This window comes from Pseudomonas sp. BSw22131, assembly GCF_026810445.1.
GTDB classification, from domain to species: domain Bacteria; phylum Pseudomonadota; class Gammaproteobacteria; order Pseudomonadales; family Pseudomonadaceae; genus Aquipseudomonas; species Aquipseudomonas huanghezhanensis.
Map to the genome: position 1 here is coordinate 2167668 of NZ_CP113949.1, position 16993 is coordinate 2184660.

10 protein-coding genes are annotated in these 16993 nt (G+C 59.4%); 5 read left to right on the forward strand and 5 right to left on the reverse strand.

Translation table 11 applies throughout. The features are described from left to right. The first annotated feature begins 131 nt into the window (after positions 1 to 131). The 3 genes from OYW20_RS09755 to OYW20_RS09765 all read left to right on the forward strand — a co-directional run bounded on the left by OYW20_RS09755 (position 132) and on the right by OYW20_RS09765 (position 7254). Entirely contained in the window at positions 132 to 1160 is a 1029-nt protein-coding gene (locus tag OYW20_RS09755; protein WP_268800473.1) for an NADP-dependent oxidoreductase, read from the forward strand. A gap of 83 nt (positions 1161 to 1243) precedes the next feature. After that, positions 1244 to 1846 (forward strand): recombination mediator RecR, encoded by a 603-nt coding sequence (gene recR, locus OYW20_RS09760; protein ID WP_268800474.1) that lies wholly within the window; start codon positions 1244 to 1246, stop codon positions 1844 to 1846. Positions 1847 to 1965: 119 nt separating this feature from the next. Then, on the forward strand, positions 1966 to 7254 hold the full coding sequence (locus OYW20_RS09765) for a dermonecrotic toxin domain-containing protein (protein ID WP_268800475.1): 5289 nt from the start codon (positions 1966 to 1968) through the stop codon (positions 7252 to 7254). Positions 7255 to 7313: 59 nt separating this feature from the next. Here OYW20_RS09765 and OYW20_RS09770 read toward each other — a convergent pair whose 3' ends face one another. The 4 genes from OYW20_RS09770 to OYW20_RS09785 form a co-directional block, all read right to left on the reverse strand. Further along, positions 7314 to 8465, reverse strand: a complete 1152-nt coding sequence (locus tag OYW20_RS09770; RefSeq protein ID WP_268800476.1) for an acyl-CoA dehydrogenase family protein — start codon at positions 8463 to 8465, stop codon at positions 7314 to 7316. A 1-nt stretch (position 8466) separates the two neighbouring features. Beyond that, complete coding sequence (locus tag OYW20_RS09775; RefSeq protein WP_268800477.1) at positions 8467 to 9567, reverse strand: enoyl-CoA hydratase/isomerase family protein; 1101 nt, start codon at positions 9565 to 9567, stop codon at positions 8467 to 8469. A 442-nt stretch (positions 9568 to 10009) separates the two neighbouring features. Next, positions 10010 to 12157: an ergothioneine biosynthesis protein EgtB gene (gene egtB, locus OYW20_RS09780; RefSeq protein ID WP_268800478.1), complete on the reverse strand. Its 2148-nt coding sequence runs from the start codon at positions 12155 to 12157 to the stop codon at positions 10010 to 10012. Between the two features lie 179 nt (positions 12158 to 12336). After that, positions 12337 to 12693, reverse strand: coding sequence for a DUF427 domain-containing protein (locus OYW20_RS09785; RefSeq protein WP_268800479.1), 357 nt, complete (start codon positions 12691 to 12693; stop codon positions 12337 to 12339). A gap of 284 nt (positions 12694 to 12977) precedes the next feature. Between OYW20_RS09785 and OYW20_RS09790 the strand changes: the two genes are divergently transcribed. Both OYW20_RS09790 and OYW20_RS09795 read left to right on the forward strand, forming a co-directional pair. Then, on the forward strand, positions 12978 to 14654 hold the full coding sequence (locus OYW20_RS09790) for an MFS transporter (RefSeq protein ID WP_268800480.1): 1677 nt from the start codon (positions 12978 to 12980) through the stop codon (positions 14652 to 14654). Positions 14655 to 14737: 83 nt separating this feature from the next. Next, positions 14738 to 15847: an HlyD family secretion protein gene (locus OYW20_RS09795; RefSeq protein ID WP_408005506.1), complete on the forward strand. Its 1110-nt coding sequence runs from the start codon at positions 14738 to 14740 to the stop codon at positions 15845 to 15847. A 304-nt stretch (positions 15848 to 16151) separates the two neighbouring features. Here OYW20_RS09795 and OYW20_RS09800 read toward each other — a convergent pair whose 3' ends face one another. Beyond that, a complete protein-coding gene (locus OYW20_RS09800) occupies positions 16152 to 16877 on the reverse strand; it encodes a dienelactone hydrolase family protein (RefSeq protein WP_268800482.1) in 726 nt (241 codons plus the stop codon). Between the last annotated feature and the right edge of the window lie 116 nt (positions 16878 to 16993).

A 16993-nucleotide genomic window follows, 5' to 3' on the forward strand; every position in this document is an offset into this window, starting at 1 on the left:
TTTGCAGGAAGTTGAGGTTTGAAGGCTGCCCCTGACTTTAACAGTATGTCGTGCCTCATCCGACCGAACGCCTCGGTGCCAGTACGGTCTGCTCTTCATACCCGTTCATTTCATCAAGGAGCCGCATTCCAATGCCTCAAGACTTGATCCTCAATCAGCGTGTCGTACTTGCCTCCCGTCCACAGGGCGCACCGACGCCGGAGAATTTCCGCCTGGAGCGCGAAGCCTTGCCGGAGTTGCAGGACGGCCAGGTGCAATTGCGCACCCTTTACCTGTCCCTCGACCCCTATATGCGCGGCCGCATGAGCGACGCCCCGTCCTATGCACCGCCCGTTGAAGTCGACGGCGTGATGGAGGGGGGCGCTGTCAGCGTGGTCGAGCAGTCGCGCAATCCGGACTTCAAGGAAGGCGATCTGGTGGTCGGCCAGACCGGCTGGCAGACCCACAGCGTGTCTGATGGCAAAAACCTGATGGCCGTGCCCAAAGACCTGTCAAGCCCTTCGATGGCGGTTGGTGTGCTCGGTATGCCCGGCATCACCGGTTACATGGGGCTGATGCACATTGGTCAGCCGAAAGCAGGCGAAACCCTGGTGGTGGCAGCAGCGTCGGGCGCCGTCGGATCGGTGGTCGGGCAAATTGCCAAGCTGCACGGCCTGCGTGTGGTGGGTATCGCGGGCGGTGTCGACAAGTGCCGTTATGTGATGGACGAGCTGGGTTTTGATGCCTGCATCGACCACAAGAGCGAACATTTCGCCGAGCAACTGACTGAAGCGTGCCCGAGCGGTATCGATGTCTACTTCGAACTGGTCGGCGGCAAGGTGTTTGAAGCCGTACTGCCGTTGCTCAACCAACACGCGCGTATTCCGTTGTGCGGCGTGATTGCGCAGTACAACGCCCAGAGTCTGCCGGAAGGCACGGACAAGCTGCCGCTGTTGATGCGCACGTTGCTGACCAAGCGCGCACGCATTCAGGGCTTCATCGTGTTTGAAGAGTATTCCGATCGTCTCGACGAGTTCATGCAGGCTATGGTGCCGCTGGTCAAGGACGGCAAAGTCAAATTCCGTGAAGATGTGGTGAACGGCCTGGAAAACGCACCGGATGCGTTCATCGGCATGCTCGAAGGCAAAAATTTCGGCAAGTTGGTGGTCAAGGTCTCGTGACCCTCAATTGACGCTGCCCGGGGGCGCGGGTATAAACCGCGTCTCGTTTTCTTGTCGGAGCTTTCCGTGATGAGCTTGGCCCCATGAGCTTCAGCCCCCTGATCCGTCAGTTGATCGACGCACTGCGCACCTTACCCGGCGTTGGCCAGAAAACCGCCCAGCGCATGGCTTTGCAGATGCTTGAGCGCGACCGCAGCGGCGGCACGCGTCTGGCGCAGGCGCTGAGTCAGGCAATGGAGGGGGTAGGGCATTGCCGCCAATGCCGCACCCTTACTGAGGATGATCTGTGTCCACAGTGCTCCGACCCGCGTCGGGATGATTCTCTGCTGTGTGTGGTCGAAGGTCCGATGGACGTTTACGCGGTTGAGCAGACCGGTTATCGAGGGCGCTACTTCGTGCTCAAAGGGCATTTGTCGCCGCTGGACGGTCTGGGCCCTGAAGCCATTGGTATCCCCTTGCTGCTGGCGCGAATTGAAGAGCAAGGCACCTTCGCTGAAGTGATCCTTGCCACCAACCCGACAGTCGAAGGCGAAGCCACCGCCCATTACATTGCTCAGTTACTGAACAAAAAAGGCCTGATCGCCTCGCGCATTGCCCACGGTGTACCGCTGGGCGGCGAGCTTGAGCTGGTCGATGGCGGCACGCTTGCTCACTCGTTTGCAGGACGCAAACCTATCTCGCTGTAGATCCTCGTAAAAAAGCCGTCGCGAGCAATATGTAACTCAATCTGCGTGACGTTTCGTATTCAGTCTTTTTGATCCGTGCCTGTCCATTCGTTCTGGGCACGGTTCAAAAGGAACCGAGTATGAATCGTCCCCTCACCCCCTATTTTGACCCTGACCTGCTTAAAGTTGCCTTCGCGGCGGATTTAGCCGCTGTTGCGTCGTCGCGGCGTATCAGCGAAGACCAGCGCCGCTGGCTTCAAACCCTGGTGGATGACACCGATGATCAATCACAGGCCGATACGCCGCGTGTGGATCGACTGACAAGCGCGTCCAGCGAGTTCGCCGGCAGCGAACTGCCAGAAGCGTTGCTGATCAGCCGTGAAAACAACAGTGAGCCTCAGGTTTACCTGTACACACTGCTGAACGGCCTTGAGCCGTTCGATAACCGCCAATCCCTTCTCCAATATTTGGAGGAGCGCAATTATTCCTCCAGCCAGGCATTGTCAGAGCTCGAAGCCGAGCGTCTGGACTCTCCCGTGTTCGAGTCGTGGACGTGCGCCATTGTCGATGTGCAGGTCGACGCGGTGAACGCCGTCTTCCAGCAGATCCAAGCGCTGCCGACACTGCGCAGTGCCATGACTGAGTTGCTGCAAAACACCGTGGAGCGCTCGTCACCCGACGTGCCCTTGGATATCGGTTGGGTGTGTTTGCAGATTGCAAAGCAGGGCACCGCTGCCGACGGTTCAACCACCACCGAGATCGTCGGCACGTGCAGCTTGCTCGATGCTGCGCTTGATACTTACGCCGGCAAGGCTTTGGCGGCAGATCAGTCGTTTGTCTTCCTGGATGGCAACGGCGAAACCCTTGATGCCATTTGGTCCAAACCCTATCGCGACGCACTCAGTGGCGTGAAGGACACCTTGCCACGCGTGTTCGAACGCACACTGCAAACCTGGTGGCGCGGCCCCACAACTTTGCGCAGAGACAAAGCCATACTGGCGCTCGCCGAATCGTTGCGCCAATCGCTGCTGGACAACAAAGCCAACGGCAATCTCACGGCTCGACAGTTCGCTGACCTGCGGACCTTGTTGCCAGGCCGTGCGGCTCGCACTGACCAAGGGGTCACGAGGATCAGCAAGCTGGCAGCGATGTTCCCCGGGCAGGAACCGATCAAGCTAGTGGGCATGTTTACCGTCGAGTTCGTCGACTTGCAGGATAAAGGCGTGTGGCTGTTCTCGGCTGAGACCGGGCTGCGGCGTTTTGACGACCGCAACGCATTGCGGGTGCACGTCAGCACTTGGGCAGGTCGCGGGTTTTTATTCAGGCACCTGTCATTCAATGATCATGCGTTGGCCACCTGGAGCGGCTGGCTTGACTTGGCGTACGAGTCTTACGACGCCCATGAGGGCGATCTGGCGTCCAGCCTTGTGGACGGCATCATCGTTTTTCAGCAACGCAACCTCAACTTCGCTCTGGCCCGTGGCTACCGCGATCGACACGAAGCGCAGGTAATGGTCGACGATGCACTGGACGTTCGACGATTGCTGGATTCGCGCCTGCATGCGCGTAACGACAGCGGCCGTTGGCGCGAAAGCCCGCGTTTATTCGTGCCTTCCTCTCTGGATGCAAATGCTATCCATCAGTCGTCCACCCCCGAACCGAGCGTCGCGGTCGCAAAGCAGGTGGTTAGCCCGACCTCGACGTCCGTTGACTCGGTCAGCAAGCACGAGGACACGTGGGTGTCGCAGCTGCAAACGCTGGAGGCAGATCTGCTGCACGTACGCACCAGCCGCCCGGGGATTGAAGCGTGCGCTCGCAGGTTGCTCAATGCACAGCTGTGTGTGTTCGCTGACGGGCGATTTGATGCTCGGGATATGCAGCTGCGGCTGCCGGTTGATAAGGCTGATGAGCCACACGTCAGCATCAGCCTGGTGGATTGGCTGCTTGCGCGTGTCTCTGGCGCGAGACTGGTGGACATTCCGGTCGGAACGCAGGTGTTCGTGCCCTCCTACGTCTCGGCATCCGGATACTTCAACGCCTCGATGCAGCGCTTGACCCTCAATCGATTGATCAAACGCGCTCATGGGCAATTCCAGGAAAGTTACCTCAAACAGATCCGCGAAGCTCACCGGAGCGTCGTGCGTGAAGGCGACCGTCAGACCGAGCTGGGTCAACTGAGCTGCGACATCCGCATGCGCCAGTTGCGCTTGGAACTGGCCGTGGAGAAGCACCTCGAAAAGTTCGGTCCCGATGCGCTCGACATGCTGCAACAGCTGCTGGATCGGCCAGCTCAATCGATGCGTTCGGCGTTGGGCAATCAGCGAGTTCAGGTATCGAGCGTGAGTATCGAACACGACCCCAGGCAGAACGCCGTGGTACTGACCAATGTGTTTGTGTTCCATCGACCGGCGCACGCTGAAGGGCCGTTGGTGTTCTGGTCGGCGATCAAAGGGCTTCGGATGTACAGCTCGTTGGCTCAGTTGACGGATCACCTGAATCGTTGGCTGCGTAAGCCGGAACAAAACGTGCGCTTGCGGGCCTTGCTTTCAGAGCAGGATGCGCAGTTGATCAGCGTGTGGCTACAGCAGCCAGCCTCCCCGGGCGTCCGTCTGCAGACTCAAGTCATCCAGACGCCTTTCATCGAGCACCTGCAGCGCGCCGAGGAACATCGTCAGTATCTGTCCATTGAGGCGGCTTATTTTTTCGCCACACGTCGAAAACTCGACAGCAAGGCGTTTATAGCGATTTGTCGGAGTGCCGAGACTCAGAACGTTGCCACTGCAACGCTAGACGCCTTCACGCTCAGCCTGGAGTATCTGCTGCTCAGTGCCTCGTTTCCCGATTGGCTGACCAAGGCATCAAATCTTGATCTGACGATCTACTGCGAACTCCTGGATCTGTATTTAAGGGTCGGAAGTCCGGATCAGGATTTTTTGTTCAATATTCCCCAACTAAAGGATTTCGCAAAAGAAATGCTGGTCAGCCAGCTAGCGGCTGACTTCCCCGGGCAGCGAATTGAGCCGGACGACATTCTGGTTAAGCATTTGCGATACGTGACGCCGGGTGTCATGGGCGCCAATAGCCCGTTGGGGATTGCGGCTGCAACAGAAGCCTACGAAGAAACACTGACCGACTTTGTGCTCAACCACTTGGGCGCTGACAAGAGCTTTTCCCTGTCTGTTTCTACGACTGACCCCCGAAGCGTCATCAGTGTGTTGACTGCGCCGTACCTGAACCAACTTGCGCGCAAGCTCGATGTGGGTGGTAATTTCCAGAAGGTGCTGGAAGAAAAGTTGAGCACCCAATCGCCTGATTACGCTGAACGATACGCTCGGTTCTGCTGGCAGTACCCGGCGCAGACGCTTGAGATGGCGTTCGAGCTCAAGCTTCAGGGTGTACTCAGCGAAAGGGCGTGGTGGTTTGTCGAGCGAGTCATCGAAATGCCGGACGGACTGGCGCGAAGTCCAGTGCAGGGTGTGCGCGTTGACCTTCGGCCATTCGCACTGATCGCAGCACCGGGCATGGACGCTGATTTGGCGACCGGGATGTATCTGTTTGGTCCCGATGATCCCGATCAAGGACCATTGGTATTGCAGGTCATCTTTCACGAAGACTTCTGCTTTAAGGAATACGCCAGTGAAGCCGCCTTGATGGCGGATCTGCACAAAGATACCGGCCTGCAAAACCTGGTTTTACAACGTCTGAGCCCGCAAGCCAGAGCCCGTTACGACTTTGGGGGCTTCCATGGGGCTCATTTGCCCACCGGTATCATCCCGCCTCTGGAATTACCGGCGGACGTTCCTTTGCCCCCAACGCTCAGCCGGGCGTTGGTCAAGGGTAACGCCAAGTTGTTCTTTTTTGAGGACACGCTGCGTGCCATGAAGAATCTGGCGAAGAACCAGACGGTGACCACCGCACAATCCGATTGGGCATCCTTTACCTACCTGTTGACCCTGACAGGCGAGCAGGTGCTGACCTTCCTTCCCGGCAGGCTCGGCATGCTGGTGGCCGCGTGGCACAGCCAGTCGTGGTTCAAGTCGTCTTTTTCCTCTGCCACGGCAGAACGCTGGGGCAAGGCCATTTCGGAGTTTGGTGCGGGGTTGGCGATGTTGCTTTCCCAGCGCACCGCTCGCGAAGAAGAAGCTGAGGCCCTGGACCTGAGGGAAATTAAAGGCGACGAGCTGCAAGAGTCGCCCGAACCAGAGGGCGGGCAGGCGCTGGATTTTTCATGGGGCAACGGCGAACTGTCAGCCGACTTGAAAGCGCGCCTGCGCGCCTTTGAAGTCAACGATATCGAGTTGCAGGCGCTGCAGAAGGATCCGTTGCTCAACCTTTATCTGGGCAACACCCCGAACAAACTTTATGCATCGGTAGGCGGCAAAGTGTTTAAGGTTCGGCAGGTCGGGGGCAGCTGGCGGGTTGTAGGCGACCACACCCGAGCCAGCGGGCCGACCTTGCGCCTGAATACTCGGCAACAGTGGGAACTGGATGTCAAATGGGGGCTAGTTGGTGGCGGTCCGGTCATTAGCCGGATTAAAGCGTCGCGGGCTGACGCCAATGTGGCCGAAGTGTTTATCACTCAGGCGCAGGGCATGGAAGAGATTCGTGCGCTCAGTCGCGACGACGCGCGACGCATCGGACAGGCCCATCTGCACGCCAAGCGGTATCTGGAGAACGCGCTGGATAACCTGAATTTCCCTGACACCAGCACCGCTCTGGACAGCCGAGCGCAGACCCTCATCAAAGATTTCTTCGAAGTGACCACGGTCAACCCGGCGCTGCACCTTGAGCTGCAAAACTCAGCCAAGGCACTGTTTGACCAAGTGCTCGACGCCTCACTGTCGCCATGGTCATCCGAGCGTTTTGTGGTCGGCATCAATAAACCTGGCTTTGAGTACACCCTCGGATTCACCGTAAAGGCGGACCCCAAACGGCGCATTTTCCTGACCGAGCGGTTCTTCCACGCGCCGGCCTTTAGCCTTGCCAGCACTGCGCAGACCGAGGGGTTCGAGGCCGGTGCCCACTATCGGGCAACCATCCTGATCCACGAACTTTCGCACCTTGCTCTTAATACGCAGGACATTGCGTACGTTGAATCCACGGCACCGTTTGTGGACCTGTTGCAAGGCTCCACGTTGAACGGGGCATTAATCAAGGCGGGTATCACTGATATACGGGGGATGAGCCTGTCTCACCGAACGCCCAGGAACAGGCTTTTTCAAGTGCTCAAGAACGGGGTCTGGAGCGATTTGAGCGAGGAGGACGGCAAGGCCCTTAAAACCATTTTGGACACTACCAAGGCAATGGACCTGGAGGAAGCCCGCGATACGTTTCTGGCTGATGAGCAGATCCGCTGGAAGCTCATCATGAAAAACGCCGACTCAGTCTCGCTGTTAATGACGTTGCTGGGGCGTACGCGGTTCAGCTGATCCGTCCGCGAGGCGGGCTTGCACGTGCTTTGCACGAGCCGGCCCGACTCTCGACACGCTCAGAGGCTGTAGTGCCGCAGTTCGCGGGCGATCAGCAGGCGCTGGATTTCGCTGGAGCCTTCGTAAATCTGCGTGATCCGTGCGTCCCGGTAATAACGCTCCACCGGGTAATCCTCCAGATAGCCGTAGCCGCCATGAATCTGTACCGCTTTGGAGCACACCCATTCGGCCATTTCCGAGGCGAACAGTTTGGCCTGTGAAGCCTCGGACAGGCAGGGTTTGCCCGCCGTGCGCAAACGGGCGGCGTGCAGGGTCAACAGGCGCGTGGCACTGATGCGCGTGTGCATGTCGGCCAGCATGTTGGAGACGCTCTGGTGCTCAATGATCGGCTTGTCGAACTGCACCCGTTCGCGGGCGTAACCCAACGCCGCTTCAAACGCAGCGCGGGCGATGCCCAATGCCTGCGCGGCAATGCCAATGCGTCCGCCTTCCAGGTTGGAAAGGGCGATAGACAAGCCCTTACCGCGTTCGCCGAGCAGATTGTCGGCGGGTATCCGGCAATTATTCAGGGTCACTGCGCACGTGTCCGAGGCACGGATGCCCATCTTGTGCTCCATGCGATCAACGACGTAACCGGCGTTATCGGTCGGCACGAGGAAGGCTGAAATGCCTTTTTTGCCCAACTCCGGGTCCGTCACTGCAAAGACAATCGCCAGTTGCGCGCGCTTGCCGTTGCTGACGAACTGCTTGGCCCCATTGATCACCCATTCGTCACCCTGCAACTCGGCACGGGTGCGCAAGTTATGCGCCTCGGAGCCGGCTTGCGGTTCGGTCAGGCAGAAGCAGCCGATGGCCTGTCCGCTTGCCAGTCTGGCCAGCCATTGCTGTTTTTGCGCGTCACTGCCGTAGTTGAGCACGGGACCGCAGCCGACGGAACTGTGCACGCTCATCAATGTGCCGAGCGCGGCATCGCCAGCGGAAATTTCTTCGACCGCGAGCGCGTAGGCCACGTAATCGATATAAGTGCCGCCCCATTGTTCGGGAACGATCATGCCCAGCAAGCCAAGCTCGCCCAGCTTGGTCACCACACCATCGTCGATCCAGCCGGCTTTTTCCCAGGCTTGCGCATGAGGGGCGATTTCGTTTTTGGCAAAGTCGCGCGCCATGTCACGGATCATGACGTGTTCTTCGTTGAGTTCCAGGTCGTTCATATCAGGCCTCATGACCGCTGAAGAAAGTGGCCACGTGCAGCGCATCTACCGCGTCTACGTGGGCGGGATTCCAGTGCGGTTTCTTGTCTTTGTCGATGATCAATGCGCGCACGCCTTCGATCAGGTTGCCGCGTTCGAACCACTGGCGATCCAGATGCAGCTCCAGCTCGAAACAGGCCAGCAGGGGAAGGCGTCGGCCGCGTCGCAGTAGCTCCAGCGTGACGGCCATGGCCAGCGGTGAGTGTGTTTGCATCAGGTCAGCGGTGGACATCGCCCATCGGTGGCTGTCGGCAACCGTGACGGCGCGCAGTTGTTCGATGATGCTCGGGATGTCCGGCAAGGCGAAGAAGTGGTCGATGGCAGGGCGCAGGGTTGCAAGGGGAGGGTCGGGAAGATGCTGACTGCCCAGCTTTGCGAGTTGCCCTTGCAGGTCTTTCAAAGGGTTGGCGTGCCAGGCCATGGTGTCCAGCTGCTTGTCGAGCAAAGCAAGGTTCTGGCGTTGCACGTACCAGTCCGCCAGGCCGCAATACAGCGCGTCTGCCGCCTGAATCTGCACCCCTGTCACGCCCAGGTAAATACCCAGCTCGCCGGGCAGTCGCGGCAGAAAGTAACTGCCGCCGACATCAGGGAAATAGCCGATGGCGACCTCGGGCATCGCCAGCCGGCTATGTTCGGTCACCACCCGCAGATCAACGGCCTGGGCCAGACCCATACCGCCACCGAGCACCAGTCCATCCATCAAGGCCAGCACGGGTTTGCGGTAGTGGTGCAGGGCGAGGGCCAGGGCGTACTCCTCGGCGAAGAAGTCCTGATGCAGCGTTTGCTGGTTGTTGAAGCTGTCGTAAAGCGCCCGGATATCACCGCCTGCGCAGAACGCCTTTTCCCCTGCGCCTCGCAATACCACCGCGTACACGTCGTCGTCGCTGGCCCACGCATCAAGCTGCTCGCGCAGATGCCTGACCATGGCCAGATCAATCACGTTCAGAGCGTGCGGTCGGTTAAGGGTGAGGTGCCCGATGTGGTTGCGTACTTCGGCCAGTACGGTGTGGCAGGTGGTGGACTGCTGAATTACAGGTTGGGCCGATGCTACCTGTGCCGTCATCACTGACTCCCTGTGGCTTTTTATTTTTGCGCTTACAAAGCGGTTCGGTTGAACCGTCTTGCGTGAGCTTCGGGATGGATGCTAACAGCGCAAATTTGCAAATGACAATGAGCAATCCTGCATCAATGCTGTGCATAAACATACGGGTGTTCGCAAATCGCTGTTGGCGTGATCTGGGTTGGCGCTTCCCCCGTCGCCAGGGCGCCGCGCTGTCGCGCAGCAAACGGGGGCAATTCGCTGATCTTTTTGATTCTGGCCGGAGGCCGTAGAAGCGCGCCTCGTATTTTGATTCTGGCCGAAGGCCGCAGGAGCGTGGGCTCCTATCTTGATTGCGGGCAGACGAAGGGATTTTTGCATGCACAAATGTCATTGACCTATCAGTTGCTTGATCGCAGATCACGACGGCTGCGATGCGTCTTGTCTGACGCACCGCAGCAGCCACTTACGCCTGCAAGCTGAACAACGCGACCTGCGGGTCTTCGCTGATCCAGTGCTCGCTGACGCTCCACCCGCCGCGGGCGGCGAGGGCGGTGAATGACTCGACCGTGAACTTGTGGGAGTTCTCGGTGTGCAGGCATTCACCCTCGGCGAAGTGAAAGCTGTGCCCGGCAACCTTGACCACCTGTTCAACCTGGCTCACCAAGTGCATTTCCATGCACTCCTGCTCGGCATTCCATCGCGCCAAGTGCTCGAACGCGTCGACGTTGAAGTTTGCGTTCAACTCGCGGTTGATGCGTGTCAGCAGGTTTTTGTTGAAGCGCGCGGTCACGCCTTCGGCATCGTCATAGGCTGCCACCAGCGTGGCGGGCTCTTTTACCAAGTCGACGCCGACAATAAAGTGCGCCTTCGCGCCCAACACATCGTGCGCGGAGTGCAGAAACTCAACGGCCTGCTCGTGAGTGAAATTGCCGATGGTCGACCCTGGGAAGAAACCGACACGGGTATGGCCGTCCGCCTCTTTGGGCAGCGTCAGCACGCGGGTGAAGTCGTCCACTTGCGGCGCGACAACCAGTCCGGGGTAACGCTGACGCAATGCCACCGCCGCTTTGTTTAATGCCGTCGCACTGATATCGATGGGGACGTACACCGCAATGTGCGGCGCGGCGTCCAATACCAGTCGGGTCTTCTCGCTGGCGCCGCTGCCAAATTCCACCAGCGCGGCCCCCTCGGGGATCGAGGCTGCAATCTGCGCAGCGGTGTTTTTCAGTAATCCGGTTTCAGCGCGCGTCGGGTAGTACTCAGCGGTTTCGCAGATCGCCTCGAACAGGTCAGACCCGGCTGCGTCGTAGAAATACTTGGGCGAAAGATTTTTGTCTTTGGCTGTAAGGCCCGCGATCACATCCCGTGCGAATTCACTGTCATTGGGATTGACGACCCCCGGCTGACGGCTGTCACGGGCCAGACGCAACCCCGATACCACCCAGCGCTTGTCGGCATGGAAAAAGTTGCGGTAAGTCACACGACAGTGTTGGGGCGAGGTGACGCTGGCGCCGCCGCGCAACACCATCTGGTTGATCATGAACTTGCCGTTGTATTCACCAACCGCTCCCACCGATGGCTGAAAACCGGGATAAGCGCTGTACGCGCTGTGGGTCCATTGCCACGCTACGTCATCCACTTGCTCAAGCAGACCTGCGCGTGCGGCGGCTTCCCACTCCGCTTCAGTGGGCAACCGGGCGCCAGCCCAGTTGGCGTAGGCGGCGGCTTCGTAATAGCTGATGTGCGTGACGGGTGCCGCCAGGTCAATAGCCTCCAGTCCGCGCAGGCTCATGCGCGTCCAGCCGCTGTCGTCGTGCTGCCAGTAAAGGGGCGAGTTCCAGCCGTTTTCCTGAATCAGCGACCAGCCTTCGGACAGCCACAGTGCTGCCGTGTGATAGCCGCCATCGGCGATGAAGCTCATCCATTCGCCATTGGTGACCAGTCGATCACTGATCTCGAAAGGCTGCAGGTAGGTGCTGTGGCGCGGCCCTTCGTTGTCGAAAGCAAAGGTTTCGCTGCCATGACCGATCTCGGTCAGTCCACCCGCCAGCGGTTTGAACTGGCCGCGGCGGCCAGGCAAATCAGCCGGCCATTGCGGATCATAAGCAGGCTTCAACGACGACACGCTGAACAGATGCAGGATGTCCATCAACAACAGTTCCTGATGCTGCTCCTCATGCGCCAGACCCAGCTCAATCAAGCTGGTGAGCGCTTGCGACACGCCGTCCGTCAGCAATGTTTCCATGTGCTGGTCCACGTGTTTGCGGTACGCCAGCACATGGTCAACTGCCGGGCGTGTCATCAGACCTCGTTGCGGACGAGGCTGACGTGGACCGACCGCTTCATAGTAGGAGTTGAAAAGGTAGTTGAACGTCGGGTCGAACTGCGTATAGCCAGCCAGATTGGGCATAAGCAGGAAGGTTTCAAAGAACCAGGTGGTGTGTGCAATGTGCCATTTCGCCGGGCTGGCGTCGGGCATCGACTGTACGACCATGTCTTCGGGGCTGAGCGGCGCGACAAGACCTTCAGTCCGGCTGCGCACGCCTTGATAGCGTTTGCAGAGTTCAAGACTGGCGGGTGCATCGCGTAGCTGGCGGGATTGGCGCGTCATCGGGTCATTCTCCGGAGTTTGCCGACGCCTGGTGGGCTGAGTCACGCAGCCAGGCGGTACGGGTTCCTGCGATTTGTCATGACCGGGCCGGAGCGCTCGTCAAACAGGCGCCCCGGCCCGGAGGTCGAGTAGTGAAACGGATCAAGCGCTCGACATCGCTGTGCGATTGCCCGCCGTTTTTAATCAATCTGGATGGATACCTTGTTGGTGTAAAAGGCCACATGGCCCTCGATTGCCTTCACGGCTGGATAAGCGTTTTCGTACGTCCAGACCGCGTTTGCTGCGGTTTCACCACCGGCGCTCAAGCTGAAATAACCGGCGTCGCCTTTGTACGGGCAATGGCTTTGATGCGTGGTCTTTTCGTAATGTTCAATCGAAATATCTGAACGGGGCAGGTAGATAGCCGGCGGGTAGCTGGCCTCGTTGAGTTGCAGCGCGTTGCTGCTCTTGGCCACGAGCGTGCCATTGAACAGCACGCTGACCTCACGGTTGAGCGGGGTGATGGTGATTGGATGATCGGGGCCTGGCGTTTTCATAGCAGTAAACCTTCGTTGGGGGTAGGCGAAATGAACAGTGGAGACTAGTACAGCCAAGCGACCCGGTCGGGTGTCGGCGAGGATGAACGTCAATGCGCCTGAATTCAGGGTCAGCAGGCACTCAATCAGTAGGCACCCAAGTTGCCACTATTTACTACGCTCAATTGCATGCGCCACAGCAGCATCGCCTGCACCGCCTCACGCTAACTTAATGAGATGCCGTGCGTTCGTGAGTATTATCGTCCCGCTGAAGGTCTCAGAAACGAATTCGTCAGGGCTGCTCAATGAGCGACAAGTACAAGCCCCACGACTGGGCGCCCCACGAGCGACCGACGTTGCCGGGGTCTCCCTCGACTCCGTTGCATCCCACGCCCAAGCGTCTGGCGTTTGCGCTCGTCGGGGTTATCGTTGCACTTACGGGTGGCCTGGGCAATGCGCTGGTGGTCGCCAACCTGCCTTATCTGCAAGGTCCGCTCGGCGCCACGCAGGCGGAAATCGCCTGGCTGCCGGCCGCTTATGTCATGACCAACGTGTCGATGAACCTGCTGCTGGTGAAGTTTCGGCAACAATTCGGGCTGCGTGCGTTCACCGAAGTGTTTTTGGTGCTCTACGCCCTGGTGACCTTCGCTCATTTGTTCGTCAACGATCTCAACTCAGCCATTGCAGTGCGTGCGGCACACGGCATGGTGGGCGCTGCGTTGAGTTCGCTCGGGCTGTATTACATGATCCAGGCCTTCCCGCAGAAGTGGCGGATGAAGGCGCTGGTCCTGGGACTGGGCACCGCTCAATTGGCGATTCCGCTGGCGAGGCTGGTGTCTGAAGACCTGTTGGAAATCGCTGAATGGCGCGGGTTGTACTTGTTTGAGTTGGGTATGTGCCTGCTGTCGCTTGGCTGCGTGCTGACGCTGAAGTTGCCGCCCGGCGACCGTTTCAAGGCCTTCGAGCCGCTGGATTTTCTGACCTTCGCATTGCTGGCCACAGGCTTTGCACTGCTCTGCGCAGCCCTGTCACTGGGGCGCATCGAATGGTGGTTCGAGGCGCCGTGGATAGGCATGGCGCTGGCCGGCTCAATCGCGCTGATCGCGGCGGGGCTTGCCATTGAGCACAATCGCCAGCGCCCGCTGCTGATCACGCGATGGTTGGGCAGCGGCCGCATTGTGCGCCTGGCGCTGGGGGTGATTCTGTCGCGCATCGTGCTGTCCGAGCAGGCCACAGGTGCAGTGGGGTTTCTGCAAAACCTCAACATGGGCAGCGAGCAACTGCACACGCTGTATTTGTTCATGCTGCTGGGCAGCGTGGCCGGGTTGCTGGTCAGTGCGTTGACCATCAACCCGCAGCACCTGTTGCTGCCGCTGATCATCGCGTTGGCGTTCATGGCCACAGGTTCGCTGATGGACAGCTTCTCGACCAGCCTGACCCGGCAGTCGAACATGTATTTCAGCCAGTTCCTGCTGGCGTTCGGGGGCACTTTCTTTCTGGGGCCGACTTTGTTGCTGGGCATCAGCGGGGTGATCGGCAATCCGCGCAACATGGTCAGTTTCTCGGTGCTGTTCGGGATCACCCAGAGCGTCGGCGGCCTGATCGGCTCCTCGTTGCTCGGTACGTTCCAGGTGGTACGGGAAAAATTTCATTCCAGCCACATCGTCGAGCACCTCTCGCTGCTCAATCCGCTCATGCAGTCGCGTTTGCAAAGCGCCAGCGGGGCTTACACGTCTGCGCTGACCGACCTGGCTGCGCAGAACAGTCAGGGCATTCGCTCGCTGGCCGCCATCGCCACCCGTGAGGCCAATGTGTTGGCCTACAACGACGTATTCATGCTGATTGCGGTGATTGCCGTGCTGACGATGATCTGGATCAGTACCCGCGCCATATGGCTCTGGATGACCACTGAACCCGTTGCACCCTTTACCCCGAACTTACCGACATCTGCTGCTCAACCCAATGGCGCCCAACCTTCATGACCGAACCGACCACGTCGCCGTCAGGCAATGCTGAAACGTCCACCGCCCAGGCCTCGCAAGGGCCTCCACCTGCGCCAGCGGCGATGCCGGCAACCAACAAGCCACGTTCGGCGCGGGTCCGGCTGGTGTCGTCGATCCTGTTTGGCGGCATTGCCCTTGCCGGTATTTTGATCGTGCTTTACGCGTGGCAACTGCCGCCGTTCAGCAGCCCCATCGAGAGCACGGAAAATGCGCTGGTGCGCGGGCAGACCACGTTCATCGGGCCGCAATTGAGTGGCTACGTCTACGAAGTCCCGGTGCAGGATTATCAATGGGTCAAGCAGGGTGATCTGCTGGTGCGCATCGACGACCGCATCTATCAGCAACGTCTGGATCAGGGTTTGGCGCAGTTGGGCATGCAAAAGGCCGCGCTGGCCAACAATATGCAACAACGGCGCAGTGCCGAAGCGACGATTCTGCAACGCCAGGCAGCGGTGGAGAGTGCCATCGCTCAGGGCCAGAAGGCAGCCGCCGACTTTAAGCGCAATAGTTTGCTGATCAGTGACGGTTCGGTTTCCAAGAGCGAACTCGGCGTGACGCGTGCCGCCGATGCACAGGCCAAGGCTGCCGTGGCGGAGGCCAGGGCGACGCTCGAGATTTCTCGCCAGGACCTGCAGACCGTCATCGTCAATCGTGGTTCGCTGGAGGCTTCCGTGCAAAACGCCGAGGCGGCAATCGAGCTGGCTCGTATTGATTTGAGCAATACGCGCATCACCGCGCCGCGAGACGGTCAGTTGGGGCAGATCAGCGTCCGGTTGGGCGCTTACGTCAACACCGGTGCGCAGTTGATGGCGGTGGTGCCGCGTCCGCGCTGGATCATCGCCAACATGAAGGAAACCCAGATGGCCAATGTGCGTTTGGGTCAGCCGGTGACGTTCACCGTCGATGCGCTTGAAAACCGCAAGATGCACGGTCGCGTGCAGCGGATTTCGCCGGCTGCCGGATCGGAGTTCAGCCTGTTGCCAGCCGACAACGCCACCGGCAACTTTGTGAAGATAGCCCAGCGCATCCCTGTGCGAATTACCGTGGATGACGACCAGACCGACGTTGATCGCTTGCGGCCGGGCATGTCCGTGGTTGTCAGCATCGACACCAGCCAGGACGGCGACGTGCCGCCCGATCCCGTGGACGGGACGGTTGAAAAAAATAAGTAACTGATTTTAAAGATATAAAAAGCTCTACATCTGCTCGCAATCAATGTAGAAGCGCACGAGCACCGCGAGGCCGCGATGGGCTGCGCAGCAGCCCCAACACCAGACGCCTCGGTTGTACCTGAAACACCGCATGCGCAGGGTTTACTGCCGGTGCCCGGCAGATCGCGAACAAGTTCACTCCTACAGCCTCCGGGCAGAAGCAAAATCCCGAGGACGCCGCAAGTCCCTGCCCATGATCCAGGGTCGTCAATGAACATGTGGGAGGGAGCTTGCTCGCGATGAGGTCCGTTCAGCCTCAGGTCACTCAGCTATTCCACAGCTGTTTGCCGAGGAACGTCAGGGTCCGGTCCCACGCCAGTTGCGCCCAGACCGGGTCGTACTGGGTGGCAGCGATGCGCCCGAAGCCGACGGCGGTTTCGTTGGCGAAGGCGTGGTGTGCGAGGTAGCGATGGAACTCGGCATCGACGCCGCCTTCGCTCAATTTCGTTTCCAGTGCGTCAACTGTTTCTGCCGGGAAGAACAGATCCTGCGTCGCCCAATGCGCCAGAACCGGTGCTTTGATTGCGCTGGCGTCCAGGTATTCCAGTGGCGGGCAGCCGTACCAGACCACCCCGGCAGAAATCTCCGGGATCGCATTCAGCGCCAGCAGGGTCAGCGCACCGCCCATGCAGAACCCGGTCACTGCGACCTTGGGGGTGTAGCCATTGAGGTATTGAACGGCGCCGCGAATGTCCTGGCTGGCGGCATCGCTGAAGTCCAGAGCGTCCATCAGGTGATGGGCTTCCTCTTCCTCCACCGTGGATTTGCCGCGATACAGATCAGGCACCAGCGCCAGATACCCCGAGGCCGCCAGCCGGTCGGCGACGCCGCGAATCTGGTCGTTCAAGCCCCACCATTCCTGAATCACCACAACGGCCGGAGCGCCCTCGGTTTTTTCCGGACTGGCCAGATAACCGCTGACTTCTTTGCCGTCAGGACGGCGGTAGGTGATGGTTTTTCCAGTGCTGGGGAGGACAGATGCGTGAGTCATGTTGATCTCCTGTTGATACAAGCCGGATGGATAAAAAGCTTTCGCAGCATACAGACAGGCGGGTGATAAAACAGTGCCGCCGCAGGCATCTCTGGCGCCTTCGGCTCCATGCCAGC